This is a genomic window from Marinomonas dokdonensis, assembly GCF_052747885.1.
The window spans coordinates 341,983-360,917 of sequence record NZ_JBRAND010000004.1; the positions used below are offsets into that span (position 1 = coordinate 341,983).

Sequence of the window (18,935 nt, forward strand, 5' to 3'; positions counted from 1 at the left end):
AACGTAAGTTCTACAATAAGTTATCTCTTATGCCAGATTTCTGTAAAGATTGCAAAAAACCTCAGGTAAGGGGAAAAGCAATACCCTAATTTATCAAGGGTATTGCTTAAGGTTAATTTATAGCAAACTTTTAGAGATCACCTCATATACATCTTTCGACAGTTCTTCGGCCATAATACGTTCAAGCTGAGCTTTCATTTTGCTTGATAATTCTGGCTGCATTTTTTTCCATCGAGTCAATGGTGTACACAAGCGAGAAGCGATCTGCGGGTTTCGCTTATTCAAGACAATAATTTGATCGGCAAGAAAGGCATAACCACTGCCATCAAGATTGTGAAAAGCTGAAACACTTTGCCCAAAACCACCCAATACCGAACGTACTTTATTCGGATTTTTAAGATCGAAGGCAGGATGACTCATTAATCCAGTAACGACGTCTAATGCATCCGGACGTTCTTGGCTTGCACTTAACATCAACCACTTATTGACCACTAATGGCTCGTTTTGCCACTGCTGATAGAAAGCATCCATGAAGGTATCCGCTTGCGGATGAGAGTTTTGAACCGCAATAGACAAGGCTGCGAATTGATCTGTCATATTGTTAGCGTTACTAAATTGCTCTGCTACCGCGACCAAAGCTTGCTCATCCGCGGTTTCTAACCAATAAGACAGCGTGGTATTTTTCAAACTACGACGAGCAATCTCGGTAGCGGTTGCTTCATAGTCAACCTGAGTATTCAAAGACTGATAAGTCTTCTTGAATTCATCTTTAAGACTGTTCGCCAATAACGCTTTTAAATGGGCACGGGCTTGTTTAATTTCGGCCGGATAAATACTGGTTGCCAATTCAGACAAGTAAGCTTGACTTGGTAACGCTAAAATTAACGCGACCATAGCTGGGTCTAGGCTTTCATCACTAAGAAGTCGTTTAAAACCTTTTACCAGCTGAGAGTGAATTGACAACTCCACCCCACTCTTTGCCTGCTCAATCAGTTGAGTGAGTTCATTGACCGCCAACTGCTGTGCACTACTCCAACGGTTAAAGCCATCAGAATCCGCTGACATAAGTGTCAGTAAATTTTCACTGCTGTAGTCATAACGCAATTTAACGGGCGCTGAAAAACCTCGATACAATGAGGGCACTGGGCACTCACGGACATCTGTAAATTCAAATACTTGGCTAGCTTGGGTAAAGTCTAAAACATGCTCAACAGATGCATCACCTTGATAGCCAGCGGCCAACTCATTTCCATTTTCATCCAATAAGCCGACTCTTACCGGCATATGCAAAGGGAGTTTGGTTGGTTGATTTGGCGTCTCAGGGGTTTCTTGCGTTAAAGTGAGGCGGTAGATACCTTGTTCAGCATCGTATTCGTCTTTCGCCGTGACCACAGGTGTGCCGGCCTGAGAATACCAGCGTGAGAAATGACTCAAATCTACACCAGAGGCGTCTTCCATCGCCGCGATAAAATCGTCACAAGTAACTGCTTGACCATCATGTCGTTCAAAATATAGATCCGAGCCTTGGCGGAACTTCTGGGCACCTAGTAAGGTATGGATCATACGCACAATTTCTGCGCCTTTTTCATACACGGTTAGAGTATAGAAGTTGGAAATCTCAATGAAAGAAGAAGGTCTAACCGGATGAGACATTGGGCCTGCATCTTCGGCAAACTGCGCTGTTTTAAGAAAGGAAACGTCTTCAACACGCTTAACGGTTTCGGAATGCATGTCCGCCGAAAAGGTCTGATCACGAAATACTGTAAAGCCTTCTTTTAGACTCAGTTGAAACCAATCACGACAGGTAACACGGTTTCCGGACCAGTTGTGAAAGTATTCGTGAGCAACAATAGCTTCTACGCGTAAATACGCATCGTCTGTGGTTGTCTCTGGACTAGCTAACAAACAAGAGGAGTTAAAGATGTTTAACCCTTTGTTTTCCATGGCGCCCATATTAAAGTCATCTACCGCCACTATCATAAAAATGTCTAAATCGTATTCACGACCATAAACTTCTTCGTCCCAACGCATGGAGAGTTTTAGAGCCTCCATGGCATAATCAACCTTGTCGATATTATGAGACTCAGTAAAAATCTGCAGCGCCACCTTGCGACCACTCATAGTCACGAAATGATCATCTTTGACTGCCAAATCACCCGCCACTAAGGCAAACAAATAAGCTGGCTTAGGAAAAGGGTCTTGCCAAACAACAAAGGTCTTGCCTTCATCTGTCATGCCACGCTCGATCTCATTACCGTTAGACAACATAACAGGGTAACGTTTGCTGTCAGCGATAATAGTGGTCGTGAAAACTGACATAACATCAGGACGATCTAAGTAGTAGGTAATGTGACGGAAACCTTCCGCTTCACACTGGGTACAAAACATCGAAGAAGAACGGTACAACCCCTCTAAACGGGTATTGTTTTGCGGCTCAATAAGGGTTTCACAGGTCAGTAAAAACTCATCAGCGGTCGCAGTGATAATAAGCTTATCATCGATTAGGCGATATTCTTCTGGGGGCAGCTGGTAATCGTCCATGGCTACGCCAATCAGTTTCATATCTGGCCCACCATCTAGAATCAATGGCTGAGTAGATTTGCCACTGGCAGGGTTGCGACGCATGTGTAAGCGTGAGGTGACAACCGTAGTGGTTTCATCAAGATCGAAAGTGAGTTCTGTTTTATCAATCAAAAATGGAGGAACTTGGTAGTCTTTTAAGTATATCGCTGAAGGTTGACTCTCTTTCATGGGTTCTCTCCTAAAATGTAAAACTTGCTTGATAGCCAGTATATTTACGAATATTAATAACGCCTGTATCAAGCATCCAATATTGACCTTTAATGCCCATTAGCGTCCCTTCAATGACTGGTGTTTTCTCGGCATTAAGGCTAGAAATTTTGGTCGGGTATTCTATAACGGGGTAGCTAAATTCGTGGGTTTCATTTTCATCGGATAAATCTGTGATGGCTTGCAAACCAAACTCATTTTGTAAGGCATCTAACCCTTCATACAAGAGTCCAATTAAGCGCTCTTGCTCACGCTCCAGATCCATGGTGATATCCAAACCTTTTAGCATATTGCGCCAATTGGTCTTATCCGCCACTTCGTTTTTAAACAATGTTTCCACTAAACCAGACATACGGCGGTTAGTTACTCGAAATAAAGGCCTTGCTTGGGTTGCGCCCTGATCAATCCAGCGGGTGGGTAATTGATCCCCTCTTGTAATACCAACTTTTAAGGCGGAAGAATTGGCAAGGTAAACATAATGACTTTGCATGCAAAACTGCTCGGCCCATTGTGGGTCACGACAAGTACCTAAATGAAAATGACATTTTTCAGGGCTCATAATGCAGGTATCACAAGCAGCCAGAGTTCTGAAACAAGAAAAACAGTAACCTTGGCTAAAAGATTTTTTGGTCACTTTTTGGCATTTCACACAATGAATGACGCCAGCAAAATCTAAACGTACTTTTTGCCCCAATAACTCATTCATGAGAACACTGTCTTGGCCTAATTGCAGACGGTATCGAACATTGCCATCTACAGCCTCGGTCTGCATCTTTTTCAGATCACCCGTTAGCATTAATTATTTCCCTTAGTCGAGTTATCTACCCACTTGATGGTTTCATGCTCGGCGGTAGATTGTTTGCTGTCACAACCTGAGTGTACTTCGGTATTAATATACCCAACCCTTTCCGTCTCTGATTTATTGCTGTAATCGTAGGTGATGACAGCTTGCAAACTAAGCTCTTTTTGCTCTGGTGTTAAACGTACACCATTTGGCCATTTTCCCAGTTCAACCGCTTGTTTTAGGCTGGCGTAAACTTCGGGCGACATATTGTCGATCATTTCTTTAAAGTTCATATCTCTTCTCTCTTAACCAATCGCGAGGGCTAACGGCTTTTCTTAGTCCATATGGTATTTGCTAAACAGTACAAGGCACTCAAAATCAACCCCGTAACCAAACCAATTGTATGGGCACTATTAGCAATACTGCCTAAACCCACCATTTCAGGTATTTGCGTATAGCCAATACCCAACCATACGACAAAAAATACCATCAATTGTTTACTAATCAATCTTGGCCAGCGTGGGTGTAGTAAAGGTGTCAGCCATGCAAAGCCAATTAACCCGTAAACAACGCCAGACAGCCCACCAAACAATGGATTACCATTAATTTCGTATTGCAAGACATTACTAAGCAATGCGGTAATTAGCACACCGAACAGCCATAAAAAAGAACCCAGTAGGTGCTCAATTTTACGTCCTACATCCCAGACCCAAAGAACATTAAAGATAAAGTGAAGTAGACTAAAATGCAGAAACGCAGGGCTCAGCAGTCGCCAATAGTCACCCTGTGCTAGGACTTCTTCTAGTGGTAAAAAGCGCACTTGGTTGCCATACACTTCAAACGGACTAATAGAGAAATACGCCACGCTGGTTAAATCTGCACCCAACTGGGTGACAAAAGCAATGATGGCTGCCAGCAAAATAGTCGTAATGGTTGCAGGATAAGCTAGGTAGAAACCCACTAGACTTTTTGATGTGGCCTTATGAACGGGTTTTGCGCTTGCGGATGACACAATTTGAGACAAATCCTCGCCACTTTCCCAAGCCGTAATAATTTCTACCGCATAAGCTTGGTCTTGAGCACTAGCAAGCCAGAGCTCATTGTGGCCATTGGAAAATTCGATACGATGGGCAATTTTCTGTTGCCATAAAAAACGGCTAAGCACCGCTGGGTCGGCATCGGGTTTAAAACGATAAATTGGAAACATCTAACCCTTACTGGGAGTCCCCTCTAGTAATATAAAGTTAGGTTTATAGTTAGGATTTATAACTGCTTTGCCAACCTAATTTGTCTCGGCAAACATCATAAAAATCATGATTCATAGGATGGATTAAGCGGATGCCACCCTCTTTCTTGGTAATATGTATTTCATCACCCGGGGCTGCAGTAATGTTTAACTGACCATCACAACTCACACTCGGGTAAGTAAGATTCGATTCACAGACAACAATTCGAATTTTAGCGCTGCCGTTAATCACAATAGGTCGATTACTTAAGGTATGGGGGTGCATAGGTACCAATACAATGGCATCCAGTGTTGGTAGCATAATTGGGCCACCAGCAGACAGAGCATAAGCGGTGGAACCCGTTGGCGTAGCCACGATCAAACCATCGGATTTTTGATTCATCACAAATTGATCATTGATAAAGAGATCGAATTGGATCATACGAGCGGATTTTCCCGGGTGAAGAACCAAATCGTTTAACGCTATCCCTTCACCACGGGCTTGATTTTGTCGCTTCACCTTGGCTTGAATCATGAAACGCTTTTCTTCATGAAATTCACCACGAAAGATCGGGTCTAATTCTTCTTTTAATTGATGAGGAGAAATGTCCGTTAGGAAGCCGAGGGTTCCTCGGTTGATGCCTAAGACAGGAATATCATAACTGCAAATAGCGCGAGCGGCCCCTAAAAAGCTACCATCGCCCCCCACAACTATAGCCAGATCACAATGATCCCCCAGTTCTTTAAGCGGGGATGAGTCAATCTTCACCCCTGGCATCATGGTAGCCAGTTCGGTTTCTAACACAGGGACTAGATTCTTGTCCTGAAGGTATTCCATTAATTTTTTGACTGTTTCTAGAACCTGAGGCTTATCCAATCTTGCAATAATGCCCACACGTGTAAAAAGACTCATGCGTTATTCTCTTATCATCAATCAAATGCAATCAATACAATTACGAACAAACTCGATGAGCCAAGGCTCAGGGTTTGTTTTCTAAGTTGTCGCCACTTTAACACGAAGTCTCTAGCTCTCGCTATGTGAACAGACTTTCAAAAATGGATTATGCTCATCCTGGTAGCCTCGCCAGCCCTGAATACCACCAGTGTGTATAAATAATGTTCGCCTATGGGGCCACTGGCCAGAGTGCATTGCTTTGATAATGGCAAAGAGGGCTTTGTTGGTATAAACAGGGTCGAGTATCAGGTTAGGATTTAGCTGGGCTATTTGCTTCATAAAAACCCGTAATTCTTCACTGTGCTTTGCATAACCACCATGGTGGCAGTCACTGTGAAATTTCAATCTGTCAGAACAGTTTGCACTGTTAAGTTTACCAGCAAGCTGAACAATTTCTGCTTGTTGGTCAGCCGCCCCTTTTAACGCACTGAACACATGCAAAAAGGGAACCTCAAGTGCGGACAAAAAACCTGCGGCGGTTGTGCCTGTGCCTGCAGCCACCGCCCAAGCATCAAAGTCGTTATCTTGCATCGCAATATCCTGAGCCCATTCTTGGCAACCCTTAGCACCGAGTATGCCGCCGCCCCCTTCTGGCACCCAATACACATCGCCATATTCATCATGAATTTGCGCTGCTACCAGAGAGTCCACCCCAAGACGATAATCTGCCCTACTCGATGGCCACAACTCTATTCCACTTTTTGCGGCATCTTTTAAAGTGGGTGTAAGGTTAACTTGTAGCTCACCACGTACGACACAAATACCTTTTACACCTAGTGTTTCTAGGGTGTTTGCAAATGCGTGCAGATGATTGGAATAAGGCCCAGCAAAGGTCGCTATAACCTTAGTTTTATGCTGGCTAGCTGCACATAAATGATGTTTGAGCTTATGCCACTTATTACCAGGGGCAGCTTGGTTCTCTAAATCCCCACGGTAAATAAACAACTCATAATCCTGAAGTGAGTTTGATGAAGGGTTGGCAGGGATAACAATAGGTTCAAGCACGAAGCGAAAAGTCTCTTAACATCAAGTTTTTACGCATAATATCATAGGCAATCTCCATTCGTTTAAAGCACTTTTCTCTGTAAGCTCGGCAAAATTCAATAAAGGCGACCCTTTACTCTTTATAGACGAAGAATATCCCTGATAAATCTGCCTTTTATAGGATAAATTTTGTTAAAATCTGCGCACTCATCATTTGTGGAGATGAAACATGATTCCAACGCTTTCTGAAGTGTCACCACTTCAGTCCAAGTACCTAGCTTTTATTGAGAGGCTAAAAGCTTCCGGTTTTACCGGCGACACCAATCCAGATTATGCCAACCGTGTTGTCCTTTCTACCGATAACTCTATTTATCAGGTGTTACCACAAGGGGTTATTTACCCGAAAACCGTGGAAGACATTCAGCTGATTACCAAACTCAGCAATGAATCCGAATTTCATGACATAGTACTGAGCCCTCGTGGTGGTGGTACGGGTACCAACGGTCAGTCGTTAAGTGATGGTCTGATTGTAGATTTATCCAAACACATGAATAAAATCCTTGAAATCAATGCCGAAGAAGGCTGGGCAAGAGTCCAAACCGGTGTTGTCAAAGATCAGTTGAATAAAGCCATAAAGCCCCATGGGCTGTTCTTTGCTCCAGAGTTGTCTACCAGTAACCGCGCCACCATTGGCGGCATGATCAATACCGATGCAAGCGGACAAGGCTCGGTTATGTATGGCAAAACCCGTGATCATGTTTTGTCTCTGAAAACCGTTTTACTCGACGGTAGTTTGCTAGATTCGTCTCCTATAGATGACGATACCTTAGAAACCATTAAATCTGGTGAGGGTTATGCCGCTCACGCTCACAGATTGGTCGATAGCATCCAAAAAAACAAGGCAGAGCAAATTGAGCAAACCTTCCCAGAGCTTAACCGTTGCCTAACAGGTTATGACCTTGCTCATATTCGTAATGAACAAGGCTTGTTCAATATGAATTCAGTGTTGTGTGGTTCCGAAGGTACACTTGGCTTTATCGTCGAAGCGAAAGTCAATTTGCTAACCATTCCAACCTATGCAGCCCTAGTTAACATTCGTTACAACAGCTTTGAAGGTTCATTGCGTCACGCCAGAGAACTATTAGAAGCCGAACCGACCTCTATCGAAACAGTTGACTCAAAAGTTCTGGGTCTTGCCAAAGGTGACATCATTTGGAACTCGGTCTCTGAGTTTTTCCCCGAAAAAGCTGGGGAAGATATTCAAGGCATCAATCTGGTTGAATATACTGGCAAGAGCGAGCAAGAAGTTTCAGAGCGCATCAAAGTCTTAACAGATCAATTGGATAAACTCGCAGAACAAGGTGATAGCAGCGCATTAGGCTACACCATTGCCAAAGGCCACAATAACGTCAATAAAATCTGGGCCATGCGTAAAAAGTCTGTGGGTCTGTTAGGTAATGCTAAAGGTGAAAAGCGCCCTATCCCATTCGTTGAGGATACCGCCGTGCCACCGGAAAACTTAGCGGATTTCATCATGGAGTTTCGTGCCGTATTAGACAGCTATGAAGTCCAATATGGCATGTTTGGCCATGTAGATGCCGGGGTACTTCACGTGCGCCCTGCATTGGATCTAAAAGACGAAAGCCAAGAGCCAATGATTCGTGAAATCACCGATAAGGTGGTGGCACTAACACAGAAATACGATGGTTTATTATGGGGTGAACACGGTAAAGGCGTTCGCTCTGAATACGCTCCTGCTTTTTTCGGTGACTTATACCCAAGTGTCCAGCAAGTAAAGGGCGCTTTTGATCCACGCAATCAATTAAACCCAGGAAAAATTGCCACACCTTTCGAGCTAGGCGCTGAACTTCTTAAGATTGACGAAGTTCCACTGCGCGGTCAGTTTGACCGTCAAATACCCTTGCACAATCGTGATCAATTCAAAGAAGGCATGTACTGTAACGGTAATGGTGCCTGTTATAATTTTGACCCGAACGATGCCATGTGTCCTTCTTGGAAAGGCACCAGAGATAGACGCCACTCCCCAAAAGGCCGAGCTTCTTTAATGCGCGAATGGTTACGCGGCATGAGCAACCAAGGGGTGGATACACAAAAAGCCAGTGAAGATGTTAAACACAGTAATTTCCTTTTCAGCTTCATCCCCAAGCTTAAAAACACTCTGGCAAAGAGACGTGGTGAGTACGACTTCTCCCATGAGGTTCATGAGTCAATGATGGGGTGTTTGGCCTGTAAATCTTGCGTTGGCCAATGTCCGATCAAAGTCGATGTCCCAGAATTTCGTGCTAAATTTTTAGAGCTCTACTACGGTCGCTATTTACGCCCTGTGAAAGACTATCTTATCGGCTCTTTAGAATTTATGTTGCCAAGCCTTGCTGTCTTGCCTCAGCCTTACAATTGGTTAGTAAGCCGCAGCTGGATCAATCACTTTAGCAGCAAATATCTAGGCCTGGCGGATAACCCTAAGTTCAGTAAATTCAATTTAAAGAAAGAAATGTCTAAGCGCGGCATTCGTTTGGCGACCCCCCTTGCCATCGAAAGCCTTAGCCCTAAAGACAGAAAGCGCGCTGTCATTGTTGTGCAAGATGCTTTCACCAGTTACTTTGAAACCGAGTTGGTACTGGATACCATGGAAATGCTGAGCCGATTAGGCTTCCAAGCCTACCTTGCTCCTTACATGCCAAACGGTAAGCCATTGCATGTTCACGGCTTTATGCGTGCTTTTCATAAGACAGCTCGTAAGAACCTAGATATGCTACAAAGCCTATCTTTTTATGGATTGCCATTTATCGGCATAGACCCTTCCATGACTTTAACTTATCGCTCGGAGTACGCCAAGGTTTTTGCCGATAGCCGCCAAATCCCTAATATTCAGTTGATGCAAGAATGGTTAGCACAAAAAACCGAACACCTCACTAAGCAGCCACTCACTTGTGAAGGTTCTACCTATCACTTAATGACCCACTGTACTGAGAAGACCAATGCCGCGGGCTCAATCGGTGACTGGCAGAAGGTTTACCGTACATTAGGTCTTGAGCTGAAAATTGAAAATGTCGGTTGTTGTGGTATGGCGGGGACTTACGGTCACGAAAGTGCCAACCTAGAAACGTCTAAGCACATTTATGAGTTGTCATGGCAGGAAAAAGTCACCGATGCCAGCCTTACTGGCAAATTGGTAGCAACGGGGTATTCATGCCGTAGCCAAGCCAAACGACTCGATGATGCTAAGTTGCCTCATCCGGCACAGGTACTTTTGTCCCACCTTAAAAAAGCCCAGCAACCTATTGCTGCCAACCAAGCCTAGCTGCTTATAAATTGGCCCCATTCAAGGGGCCAATTTTTTCAGGAAAACCATGAATCAACATAACCTTATCCATGACAGTGCAGACGAATACGGTCCTATTCGCGTAATTGATGTCGGTCAATATCGAATTCTTTCCTTCGCAGAAGGTGATGAACAAAGCCGTATCCGACTTGCCAGTCCTCACATTCTTCAACATGAATATACTCAAGCCATGATGCTCCCCTTACTCTTCATACAACCAAAACGAGTATGTATTTTAGGCTTAGGGGGCGGTGCATTGGTGAATGCGCTTTATCATAGTGTACCCAGCATACAAATCACGGCGGTGGAACTGCGCCAAGAAGTGCTGGATACCGCACAAATGTATTTCAAACTCCCCCAAGGTAAGCGTATTAACTTCGTAGTGGATAATGCGGCAAGCTTTCTTGATAAAGGTTTAGATAAGAAAGTCGATCTCTTGATGACGGATATTTATCATACAGAGGGTATGGACCGCTCGGTTTTAGCCACCAGTTTCATCGAGAACTGCGCCCGGAATATTAAAGAAAACGGCTGGCTGGTACTTAACTGCTGGAGTGACTACAAAAACCATGAAGGCCTTAGCGAATTACTCAAAGACAATTTTGTGGATGTTAGGGCGTTGGACACAGGCACGGGCAACTGGGTGGTTATTGCCTGCAAGAAAACACATACCGTCAATGCAAAAGCTATGAAAGCTATGGCGCAAAAATTAAGCACCAGTTTGGATATTCCACTGACCAAATGGCTTTCCAGACTCGCTGAAATATCTTAATCCCGCTCCTCCTGTTTAGAGCAGAACTAGCTGTCATACCACTGTAAGAATGTGCACGTAACATGCATTTTATCTTAAAACCAATAGGTAGAATGCACTATGGAAAACAATCAAGCAGCACTTCCTAACAGAGGTGAATACCAGAACTATATGCAGTGGGCCATGGTTGCCCTACTGGTTTATCTACTCATTTGTGCCGTAGGCATGATTGGTGGTGGTTTTAAAATGGCTACGGGTGGTCACGCCAAAGAGCTGTTTGCTTTCGCCAGCAACCCTTTTGCAGGCCTAGTGGTTGGTATTGTCGCTACAGCCCTCATTCAGTCTTCTTCTACCGTAACCTCCATTATCGTTGGCCTAGTGGCCGGCGGTCTACCGGTTGAGTTAGCGGTTCCTATGGTAATGGGGGCAAACGTTGGCACCTCGATCACCAACACGATAGTATCTTTAGGGCATGTTCGAGCCAAAGAAGAGTTTAAACGTGCTTTTTCAGCGGCTACCGTTCATGACTTTTTCAATCTTTTGTCTGTACTCATCTTCCTGCCTCTAGAAGTCGCTTTTGGCATTTTAGAAAAAGCAGGCGCATGGTTAACCAGCTTGTTTTACGGCGCTGGTGACACCTCTATGAGTGGGCTCAACTTCGTAAAAGCGGCTACCGCACCTGTGGTTAATACCTTTAAAGGAGCAACTCAGACATTAGGTGACCAAGTGGGCGGTATCACCCTTATCATTCTCGGCATTGTTCTAATCTTTATCGCCATTACCTATGTTGGTAAATTATTGAAGAAGCTAATGGTTGGCAAAGCCAAAGACATCATGCATACGGCTATTGGCCGTGGACCGATTTCCGGTATCACTTCTGGAACCCTAGTGACTATCTTGGTTCAGTCATCTTCTACTACCACATCACTTATGGTGCCTCTTGCAGGCTCTGGCTCTTTCAAATTGAAAGATATTTATCCATTTACGCTAGGAGCCAACATTGGTACTTGCGTAACGGCAGTGCTTGCCGCTACAGCGGTGACGGGTAATGCTCAGGCCGCGCTACAAATCGCCTTTATCCACTTGATTTACAACATTCTGGGTGTGTTGGTGATTTATGGTATCCCTATGCTTCGCAACCTCCCCATCAAAGCTGCTGAATCCCTAGGCCACACAGCAGCTGACAATAAGTTTGCTGCCCTTGGTTACATCTTAGGGGTGTTCTTTGTCTTTCCAGCACTATGCCTTGGTGTTAGTAGCGTAATTTAGTTTCGGGAGTATTTATGAGTGATTTAAAAGTATTGACCAATGAAAGACTCCACAAGCTGATTGATGAAACTCATCAAACACTTGCTGAGCTTAAAGAAGAAGTCACGCGCCGTGAACATCTAAAACAAGAGCATGAAATTTCTGATCTTGATCACCACATGAAAAGTGCAGAGCTTAACATCGTTGGCATCAAGAATTTCATTGCTTACCTTCTAGAAGAAGCTAAGAAAAAATAACACAAAAAAGCCCCAACACTTTAAAGAGTTGGGGCTTTCGTTTCTTTAAACCGCAAACACTTGATCCACTAGGGCTTTCGCCGCCTGCTCCAATTCAGCTAAATGCTGCTCCGAAATAAAGCTCTCTAGATAAATTTTATAAACATTTTCAGTACCCGAAGGACGGGCAGCAAACCAGCCGTTTTGGGTAACGACTTTCAAACCACCAATGGCTGCATTGTTACCTGGGGCATGGGTCAAAACCTGCAAAATTTCTTCACCCGCCAGTTCTGTTTGCTTAACATCCTCTGCACTTAAACGAGAAAGAATGGTTTTTTGCTCTGGCGTGGCCGCCACATCAATTCGCTTGTAATAAGGTCGGCCATATTTGGAAACCTGTTCTTCATAAAGCTCTGACGGATCTTTGCCTGTAACAGCTAAAATTTCTGCCGCCAACAGCGCCAGGATGAAGCCATCTTTGTCTGTGGTCCAAACCTTGCCGTTATTACGCAAAAATGCGGCCCCCGCACTTTCTTCACCGCCAAAGGCCATATCTCCTTGATATAAACCTTCCACATACCATTTAAAGCCGACAGGCACTTCACTTAGTTGCTTGCCAAGTCCATTGACTACTCTATCAATCATGCCACTGGAAACTAGGGTTTTACCGAATTTTATATCAGCGGGCCAATGCTCACGGTGTTGAGATAAATATTCAATGGCCACCCCTAGGTAAGCATTTGGGTTCATTAAGCCAGATTTGGGACAAACAATACCGTGACGGTCATAATCCGGGTCATTGCCGACTGCTATGTCAAAGTCATCTTTGATGTTTAACAAAGCATTCATCGCATAAGGTGACGAGCAATCCATACGGATTTTGCCATCCTTATCTAGGGGTACAAATCGAAAGCTTGGGTCGACTTCTGTATTAACAACTGTGATATCTAAACCATATTTATCCGCTATAGGCTGCCAGTAATGAATGCCAGAGCCACCCATAGGGTCTACACCAATACGCACTTTAGCCTTAGCAATGGCTTTCATATCTATGACATTTTCTAGATCGTTCACATAGTGATTAATAAAATCAAACGGTTCAATCAACCCAGAGTCAGTTTGGCCTTGCTCAGACAAGCGTTTTACACCGATGAGGCCTTCTGCTAACAGCTCATTGGCTCGCGCTGCAACCCAATCGGTAATCTCTTTATCTGCAGGGCCGCCTTTGTAAGAATTGTATTTAATACCGCCATCTGTCGGTGGGTTATGGGAAGGTGTAATCACAATGCCGTCACTTAACTCGTTACTGGACACATTGTGGGTAAGAATTGCATGGGAAATGACTGGTGTAGGAGTGTAGCCGTTATCCGACTGAACCCTTACTTTCACACCATTGGCGGTCAATACGCTTAATGCAGTTTGAAAAGCGGCTTCCGATAAAGCGTGGGTATCTTTACCTAAATATAAAGGTCCAGTAATTTTTTCCTGAAGTCTGTATTCTGCAATGGCTTGGCTGATCGCCAGAATATGATCTTCGTTGAAACTAGTATGAAAAGCATTCCCCCTGTGTCCTGATGTGCCAAAGGCCACTTGTTGCTCAGCTTGGGTAACGTCGGGTTTTTGCAAAAAGTAGGCGCTCATTAGTTTAGGAATATTAACCAATGAATCGAGTGGAGCAAGCTTACCTGCTTGAGGGTGAATTGCCATATTATAAATGCCTCTAAGTCATTAAAACTAAGTTCTTACAGTCTCCCTTAATTGAACAATAGTTTCAATGACTTAACAGTAACAGGGCTATCTCTTTTGTAGAATTAAGCTGCCTATAGAGTATCCAGCACCAAAGGAGCAAATCACCCCAATATCATTGGCTTGCATATCTTCATGGTACTTGGCGAAGGCTATAATTGAACCTGCTGAGGCGGTATTAGCATACTCGTCTAAGACAATTGGTGCTTCATCAAAACTGGCATCTCGGCCCAACAGTCGCTTACTGATCAATAAATTCATGTTTATATTGGCCTGATGCAACCACCAACGCCTTAGTTGAGATACTTCAATCCCGTGTGAAGCTAGATGCCCTTCAATATGCTCAGCCGCCATAGGGCACACTTCTTTAAAAACCTTGCGACCATTTTGATGAAAGAGTTTGTCCACCCCATAAGGCGCTTCATCGGTTGCAAAACTGACGTAACCAAAGTTGGAGCGGATATTATTAGAGTAGGATGTTACACATTTCACACCCAGCACATCGAATGCGTGTTGTGAGCGACAGGTTGCTTCACTTTCAACAACAATAGCAGTGGCCACATCGCCAAAAATAAAATGTGAATCACGGTCTTTATAGTTCACTTGAGGAGATGTTAATTCAGGATTGATCACCAGCACAGCTTTTGCACTTTCAGAGCGAACAGCATCATAAGCCCTTTGTAGGCCGAAGGTAGCAGCAGAACAAGCCACTAACATATCAAATGCAAAACCTTCGATCCCTAAGGCCGCTTGCACTTCAATAGCAATAGCCGGATAAGAGCGTTGGGTGTAAGCACAAGAGACAACCACCATATCAATATCACGCGCGGTTTTATTGGCGGCTAATAAAGCTTTTTTCGCAGCTTCAACAGCCATTTCAGCTTGATGAGAAAGCTCATCATCTTGTCTAGGAGCGATCGAGGGTCGCATTCGATTGATGTCTAAAATACCTTCTTTTGCATAGACATATCGACTTTTAATGCCGGAGGCTTTTTCGATAAATTCCGCGCTTGAAAAAGGCTTTGCGATAACATCACCCTGCTCTATTGCCTCAGCATGCTGCTCATTATAGTTTGCCGCCCACGCATTATAACTCGCCACCAGCTCTTCATTACTAACACTGTACTTTGGGGTCCATAGGCCTACCCCACTGATCACCACAGAATTCGCCATCACATTGTCCTTTTATTATTGTAATTATCGCACCTTCCCTAGGGAAGATACGAACAAGTCCACTGGCTTCAGCGTGTGGATAAAACTTTATTATTCGAGGCTAGCTTCGCAGTCCAATATTGGACATATTGGTAAGAAGCTTAACAAAGAATAAAAAATGTTTAGCCCGCGCCCTTCGGGTCTTTCAGAGAAACGGCCTCTCTGTGTTAAGAGTGATTGAAAGGTATTAACATTCCTGCTCACTCTTGCCTTGATAGACCGTTTCTCTAATAAGACTGAAGTGCAGAAGACTTATTCGCATCTTCCCAAGACTTAAAAAATTACTAAATACAAATATATTTCACGCACCACTATATCATTTATTTATACCACTGAAGCCATGATATTCAGTTTTTTTCAAAATTATTTGATTCAAATGCTTGTTTTACTATTGGATAACTGTAGCTTATATATGAATATTTTTAGGTTTTGAGGCCATTATGATTAACGATCACAACAAGGATACGGCTTTAATTCTATCTGGCGGTGGTGCCAGAGCAGCTTATCAAGTGGGGGTTCTTTCCGCGATTGGCAAATTACTACCTAAGTCCTGCGAGCTTCCCTTTCCCATTTTATGCGGCACATCAGCGGGGGCTTTAAATGCCAGTATGCTGGCAAGTCATGCTGGCAACTTTACCCGTGCTGTGTCTACTCTCGCATTCGTATGGCGGCACCTTACTCCAGACCAGATTTACACCATGAGTCGTTGGCCCATGGCCAGCTCGCTCACAAAAACGCTGCTCGGCTTATTTCATCGTCACAATCATAACGACCCCATTGCACTGATGGATAACACGCCCCTCAAGCAGCTTTTAGAAAACTATTTGAACTTTGCAGACATTCAAACGGCAGTCGACCAACAACGGCTCAAGTCTCTTGCCATTACGGCAATGAGTTACTCCACTGGCGAGTCAACGACATTTTTTCAAGCCTTGTCGGATATAGAGCCTTGGCAAGGTAATCGTCGCAAAGGGGTTAGAGCGCAGCTCAATGTTGATCACCTGCTCGCTTCCAGTGCGATCCCGACCATTTTCCCTGCCAATAAGATTGATCAGAGCTACTACGGAGATGGTGCCATTCGACAAAAATCCGCTATTTACCCCGCCCTCAAGTTAGGCGCGAAAAAAATTATGATCATTGGAGTAAGTGGCAACAGAAGAGTAAAGGAATGGCCAAGCAAAACCGTTGAGGCACCTGCTTCTGCGCCCAGCATGACGCAAATTCTTGGACAGCTGTTAAACAGTGCTTTTATCGATAACCTAGAGGATGACATCAATCAATTAGAGCTGTTCAATGACATTTTGCGTGACTTGCCAGATGATAAAAAAGCCCAACATCAGCTGCCCACTGAGACCTTAATTATCTCCCCATCAGAAGAGATTAACGAAATTGCTGACCAACATATCGCCACCTTACCCAAAAACGTCCGCACTCTACTTAAAGCCGCGGGAGGCTCATCATCACAAAGAACCAGTTCAGCTGCTAGCTACTTGCTGTTTACCCCAGAATACTGTCGAGCACTCATAGAGCTTGGGCAAAAAGATGCTATGTGGGAAAAAGATAAGATTTTGGATTTTCTGGAGATTGATAAGATCAAATAAGCAGAATGACTTGCTATTAAATGGCAGGCACAAAAAAGCCGCTTTTACTCAGTAAAAGCGGCTTTTTAGACTCTAATTGATTATAGAGTTAAGCGACGTAGATCACTTAGAAGGGAGTTCAAGAAGGTCATGAAGCGACCTGCATCACCACCATTGATGGCTCTGTGGTCGTATGACAAGCAAAGAGGCAACATAGTACGTGGTTCAAACTCTTTACCATTCCAACGTGGTTCGATGTCTGCTTTAGAAACACCAAGAATACCCACTTCAGGACAGTTAACAATTGGTGTGAAACCTGTACCACCAATAGCACCAAGACTTGAAATAGTGAAACAACCACCTTGCATATCTGCAGGTTTAAGTTGCTTATCTAGGGCTTTCTTGATCAGAACGTTAGCTTCTTTAGCAATCTGAACAACAGATTTCTTATCCGCATCACGTAATACAGGAACAACCAAACCAGCAGGTGAATCTACCGCAATACCAATGTGTACATATTTCTTCTGTACATAGCTTTCGCCATCAGCAGTCAAAGACACATTAAATGCAGGGTTAGCGACCATGGCTTGAGCAACGGCTTTAATTAGGAAAGGTAGTGGCGTTAGCTTAACACCTTGCTTCTCCATTTCAGCCTTCAGACCCTTACGGAATCCTTCAAGGTCAGTAATATCTGCTTTATCGAATTGAGTAACCTGAGGAACAACAAGAGCATTACGCACCATATTCTGTGCAGTAAGCTTTTGTATCTTGCTCATCTTAACAACTTCGATTTCACCAAACTTACTGAAATCTTGGTCTGGAACAGTCGGTAAACCGGCACCGGCTACTGAACCTGCTGCAGGCGTTGAAGTCGCTTTTTGAACAGCGGCTTTAACATAAGCATGCAAGTCTTCTTTAAGGATACGACCACGAGGGCCCGTAGGACGAACCAAAGACAATTCAACACCCAATTCACGAGCCAACATGCGTACTGCTGGGCCAGCGTGAACTTTCTTAGACGGTGTAGAAAGCACAGCAGATGAATCCACAGCTGGGGCAGAAGCAGGCTTAGCGGCAGCAGGAGCTGGTTCAGCTGCTTTTGCAGGCGCGGAAGCTGGAGCTGCTGCAGGAGCCGCCACACCTTCAACTTCTAATTCAAGAATTAGATCACCTTCAGAAACCGTGTCACCTTCTTTAATAGACAAGGACTTAACAACACCGGTTTTTGGAGCAGGAATTTCCATAGAAGCTTTATCAGTTTCCAAAACAATAATGGAATCACCTTCTTCTACTTTATCACCAACAGCAACGGCTACTTCAATTACGTCAACGCCTTCTGCGCCGCCGATATCAGGAACATTAACTGCTTCAACACCACCTGCAACAGCAGCTGGTGCCGCCGCTTCAGCCGCAGGAGCTGGAGCTGGAGCTGCTTGAGGGGCACTTGAACCTTCTGTCACCAAGGTTAGAACATCAGCACCTTCAGATACCGTGTCACCGACACTGATAACGATTTTGCCAACAGTACCTGTGAACGGAGAAGGAATGTCCATAGAAGCTTTATCAGTTTCCAGAACAAGGATGGAATCACCCTCTTCTACTTTGTCGCCTTCGGCAACACAAACTTCGATAACTTCAACATCTGTTGCGCCACCAATGTCTGGAATGGTAATTTTTTCTTCGCTAGAAGCTGCTGCCGCGACAGGCGCTGGAGCAGATTCCACAGGCGCTGCGACCTCAGCTTTCTCAGCTGTTGCTGCTGCTTCCACTTCAATCACCAACACTTCATCACCTTCAGAGACGGTATCGCCTTCTTTTACGGAAATGCTGACAACTTTACCTGCCATAGACGATGGAACGTCCATAGAAGCTTTATCTGTTTCTAACACAATAATGGATTGGTCAACGGCAATTACATCGCCAACCTGAACGCTGATTTCAATAACTTCAACATCAGCTGCACCACCAATATCCGGTACTCGAATGATTTCAGTACTCACGGAAATCTCCTTTGTCGTATAGACGCATCAAACTTTAAAAACTTATCTAGCTAAGGCAGAACCTTAGCTAGATGGACTAGC

Annotated in this window: 14 protein-coding genes; 5 read left to right on the forward strand and 9 right to left on the reverse strand. The window is 44.2% G+C overall.

What is annotated here, in order from left to right:
• Positions 1-117: 117 nt before the first annotated feature.
• The 6 genes from pepN to ACUM5Y_RS12495 form a co-directional block, all read right to left on the reverse strand.
• Positions 118-2,751 carry an aminopeptidase N gene (gene pepN, locus ACUM5Y_RS12470; RefSeq protein ID WP_445977200.1) on the reverse strand — a complete coding sequence of 878 codons (2,634 nt, stop codon included), beginning with the start codon at positions 2,749-2,751 and terminating at the stop codon, positions 118-120.
• A gap of 10 nt (positions 2,752-2,761) precedes the next feature.
• Positions 2,762-3,586: a DUF2797 domain-containing protein gene (locus ACUM5Y_RS12475; protein ID WP_445977201.1), complete on the reverse strand. Its 825-nt coding sequence runs from the start codon at positions 3,584-3,586 to the stop codon at positions 2,762-2,764.
• A complete protein-coding gene (locus ACUM5Y_RS12480; protein ID WP_445977202.1) occupies positions 3,586-3,867 on the reverse strand; it encodes a YeaC family protein in 282 nt (93 codons plus the stop codon). Before ACUM5Y_RS12480 ends, ACUM5Y_RS12475 begins: the two co-directional genes overlap by 1 nt.
• 29 nt (positions 3,868-3,896) lie before the next feature.
• On the reverse strand, positions 3,897-4,781 hold the full coding sequence (locus ACUM5Y_RS12485; protein ID WP_445977203.1) for a rhomboid family intramembrane serine protease: 885 nt from the start codon (positions 4,779-4,781) through the stop codon (positions 3,897-3,899).
• A 49-nt stretch (positions 4,782-4,830) separates the two neighbouring features.
• Positions 4,831-5,712 (reverse strand): NAD(+) kinase, encoded by an 882-nt coding sequence (locus ACUM5Y_RS12490; protein WP_445977204.1) that lies wholly within the window; start codon positions 5,710-5,712, stop codon positions 4,831-4,833.
• 111 nt (positions 5,713-5,823) lie between these two features.
• Complete coding sequence (locus tag ACUM5Y_RS12495; protein ID WP_445977205.1) at positions 5,824-6,759, reverse strand: 1-aminocyclopropane-1-carboxylate deaminase/D-cysteine desulfhydrase; 936 nt, start codon at positions 6,757-6,759, stop codon at positions 5,824-5,826.
• A 208-nt stretch (positions 6,760-6,967) separates the two neighbouring features.
• Between ACUM5Y_RS12495 and ydiJ the strand changes: the two genes are divergently transcribed.
• From ydiJ to ACUM5Y_RS12515, 4 genes are all read left to right on the forward strand, one after another.
• The gene (ydiJ, locus tag ACUM5Y_RS12500) at positions 6,968-10,060 is read left to right on the forward strand and encodes a D-2-hydroxyglutarate dehydrogenase YdiJ (protein ID WP_445977206.1); all 3,093 of its coding nucleotides are present in this window, start codon (positions 6,968-6,970) and stop codon (positions 10,058-10,060) included.
• Between the two features lie 49 nt (positions 10,061-10,109).
• Positions 10,110-10,853 carry a spermidine synthase gene (locus tag ACUM5Y_RS12505; protein ID WP_445977207.1) on the forward strand — a complete coding sequence of 248 codons (744 nt, stop codon included), beginning with the start codon at positions 10,110-10,112 and terminating at the stop codon, positions 10,851-10,853.
• A 99-nt stretch (positions 10,854-10,952) separates the two neighbouring features.
• Complete coding sequence (locus ACUM5Y_RS12510; protein WP_445977208.1) at positions 10,953-12,101, forward strand: Na/Pi symporter; 1,149 nt, start codon at positions 10,953-10,955, stop codon at positions 12,099-12,101.
• A gap of 14 nt (positions 12,102-12,115) precedes the next feature.
• Positions 12,116-12,337 carry a hypothetical protein gene (locus ACUM5Y_RS12515; RefSeq protein ID WP_445977209.1) on the forward strand — a complete coding sequence of 74 codons (222 nt, stop codon included), beginning with the start codon at positions 12,116-12,118 and terminating at the stop codon, positions 12,335-12,337.
• A gap of 45 nt (positions 12,338-12,382) precedes the next feature.
• Here ACUM5Y_RS12515 and pgm read toward each other — a convergent pair whose 3' ends face one another.
• On the reverse strand, positions 12,383-14,023 hold the full coding sequence (pgm, locus tag ACUM5Y_RS12520; protein WP_445977210.1) for a phosphoglucomutase (alpha-D-glucose-1,6-bisphosphate-dependent): 1,641 nt from the start codon (positions 14,021-14,023) through the stop codon (positions 12,383-12,385).
• Between the two features lie 87 nt (positions 14,024-14,110).
• A complete protein-coding gene (locus ACUM5Y_RS12525) occupies positions 14,111-15,235 on the reverse strand; it encodes a beta-ketoacyl-ACP synthase III (protein WP_445977211.1) in 1,125 nt (374 codons plus the stop codon).
• 479 nt (positions 15,236-15,714) lie between these two features.
• Between ACUM5Y_RS12525 and ACUM5Y_RS12530 the strand changes: the two genes are divergently transcribed.
• Positions 15,715-16,875 (forward strand): patatin-like phospholipase family protein, encoded by a 1,161-nt coding sequence (locus tag ACUM5Y_RS12530; protein WP_445977212.1) that lies wholly within the window; start codon positions 15,715-15,717, stop codon positions 16,873-16,875.
• 80 nt (positions 16,876-16,955) lie between these two features.
• On the opposite strand, the gene aceF is transcribed toward ACUM5Y_RS12530, so the two are convergent.
• Complete coding sequence (gene aceF, locus ACUM5Y_RS12535) at positions 16,956-18,854, reverse strand: pyruvate dehydrogenase complex dihydrolipoyllysine-residue acetyltransferase (RefSeq protein ID WP_445977213.1); 1,899 nt, start codon at positions 18,852-18,854, stop codon at positions 16,956-16,958.
• Between the last annotated feature and the right edge of the window lie 81 nt (positions 18,855-18,935).

Excerpts from the sequence above, each read along its gene's own strand:
- pepN (WP_445977200.1), bottom strand. The coding sequence starts at position 2,751 with ATGAAAGAGAGTCAACCTTCAGCGATATACTTAAAAGACTACCAAGTT.
- ACUM5Y_RS12475 (WP_445977201.1), bottom strand. The coding sequence starts at position 3,586 with ATGCTAACGGGTGATCTGAAAAAGATGCAGACCGAGGCTGTAGATGGC.
- ACUM5Y_RS12480 (WP_445977202.1), bottom strand. The coding sequence starts at position 3,867 with ATGAACTTTAAAGAAATGATCGACAATATGTCGCCCGAAGTTTACGCC.
- ACUM5Y_RS12485 (WP_445977203.1), bottom strand. The coding sequence starts at position 4,781 with ATGTTTCCAATTTATCGTTTTAAACCCGATGCCGACCCAGCGGTGCTT.
- ACUM5Y_RS12490 (WP_445977204.1), bottom strand. The coding sequence starts at position 5,712 with ATGAGTCTTTTTACACGTGTGGGCATTATTGCAAGATTGGATAAGCCT.
- ydiJ (WP_445977206.1), top strand. The coding sequence starts at position 6,968 with ATGATTCCAACGCTTTCTGAAGTGTCACCACTTCAGTCCAAGTACCTA.
- ACUM5Y_RS12505 (WP_445977207.1), top strand. The coding sequence starts at position 10,110 with ATGAATCAACATAACCTTATCCATGACAGTGCAGACGAATACGGTCCT.
- ACUM5Y_RS12510 (WP_445977208.1), top strand. The coding sequence starts at position 10,953 with ATGGAAAACAATCAAGCAGCACTTCCTAACAGAGGTGAATACCAGAAC.
- ACUM5Y_RS12515 (WP_445977209.1), top strand. The coding sequence starts at position 12,116 with ATGAGTGATTTAAAAGTATTGACCAATGAAAGACTCCACAAGCTGATT.
- pgm (WP_445977210.1), bottom strand. The coding sequence starts at position 14,023 with ATGGCAATTCACCCTCAAGCAGGTAAGCTTGCTCCACTCGATTCATTG.
- ACUM5Y_RS12525 (WP_445977211.1), bottom strand. The coding sequence starts at position 15,235 with ATGGCGAATTCTGTGGTGATCAGTGGGGTAGGCCTATGGACCCCAAAG.
- ACUM5Y_RS12530 (WP_445977212.1), top strand. The coding sequence starts at position 15,715 with ATGATTAACGATCACAACAAGGATACGGCTTTAATTCTATCTGGCGGT.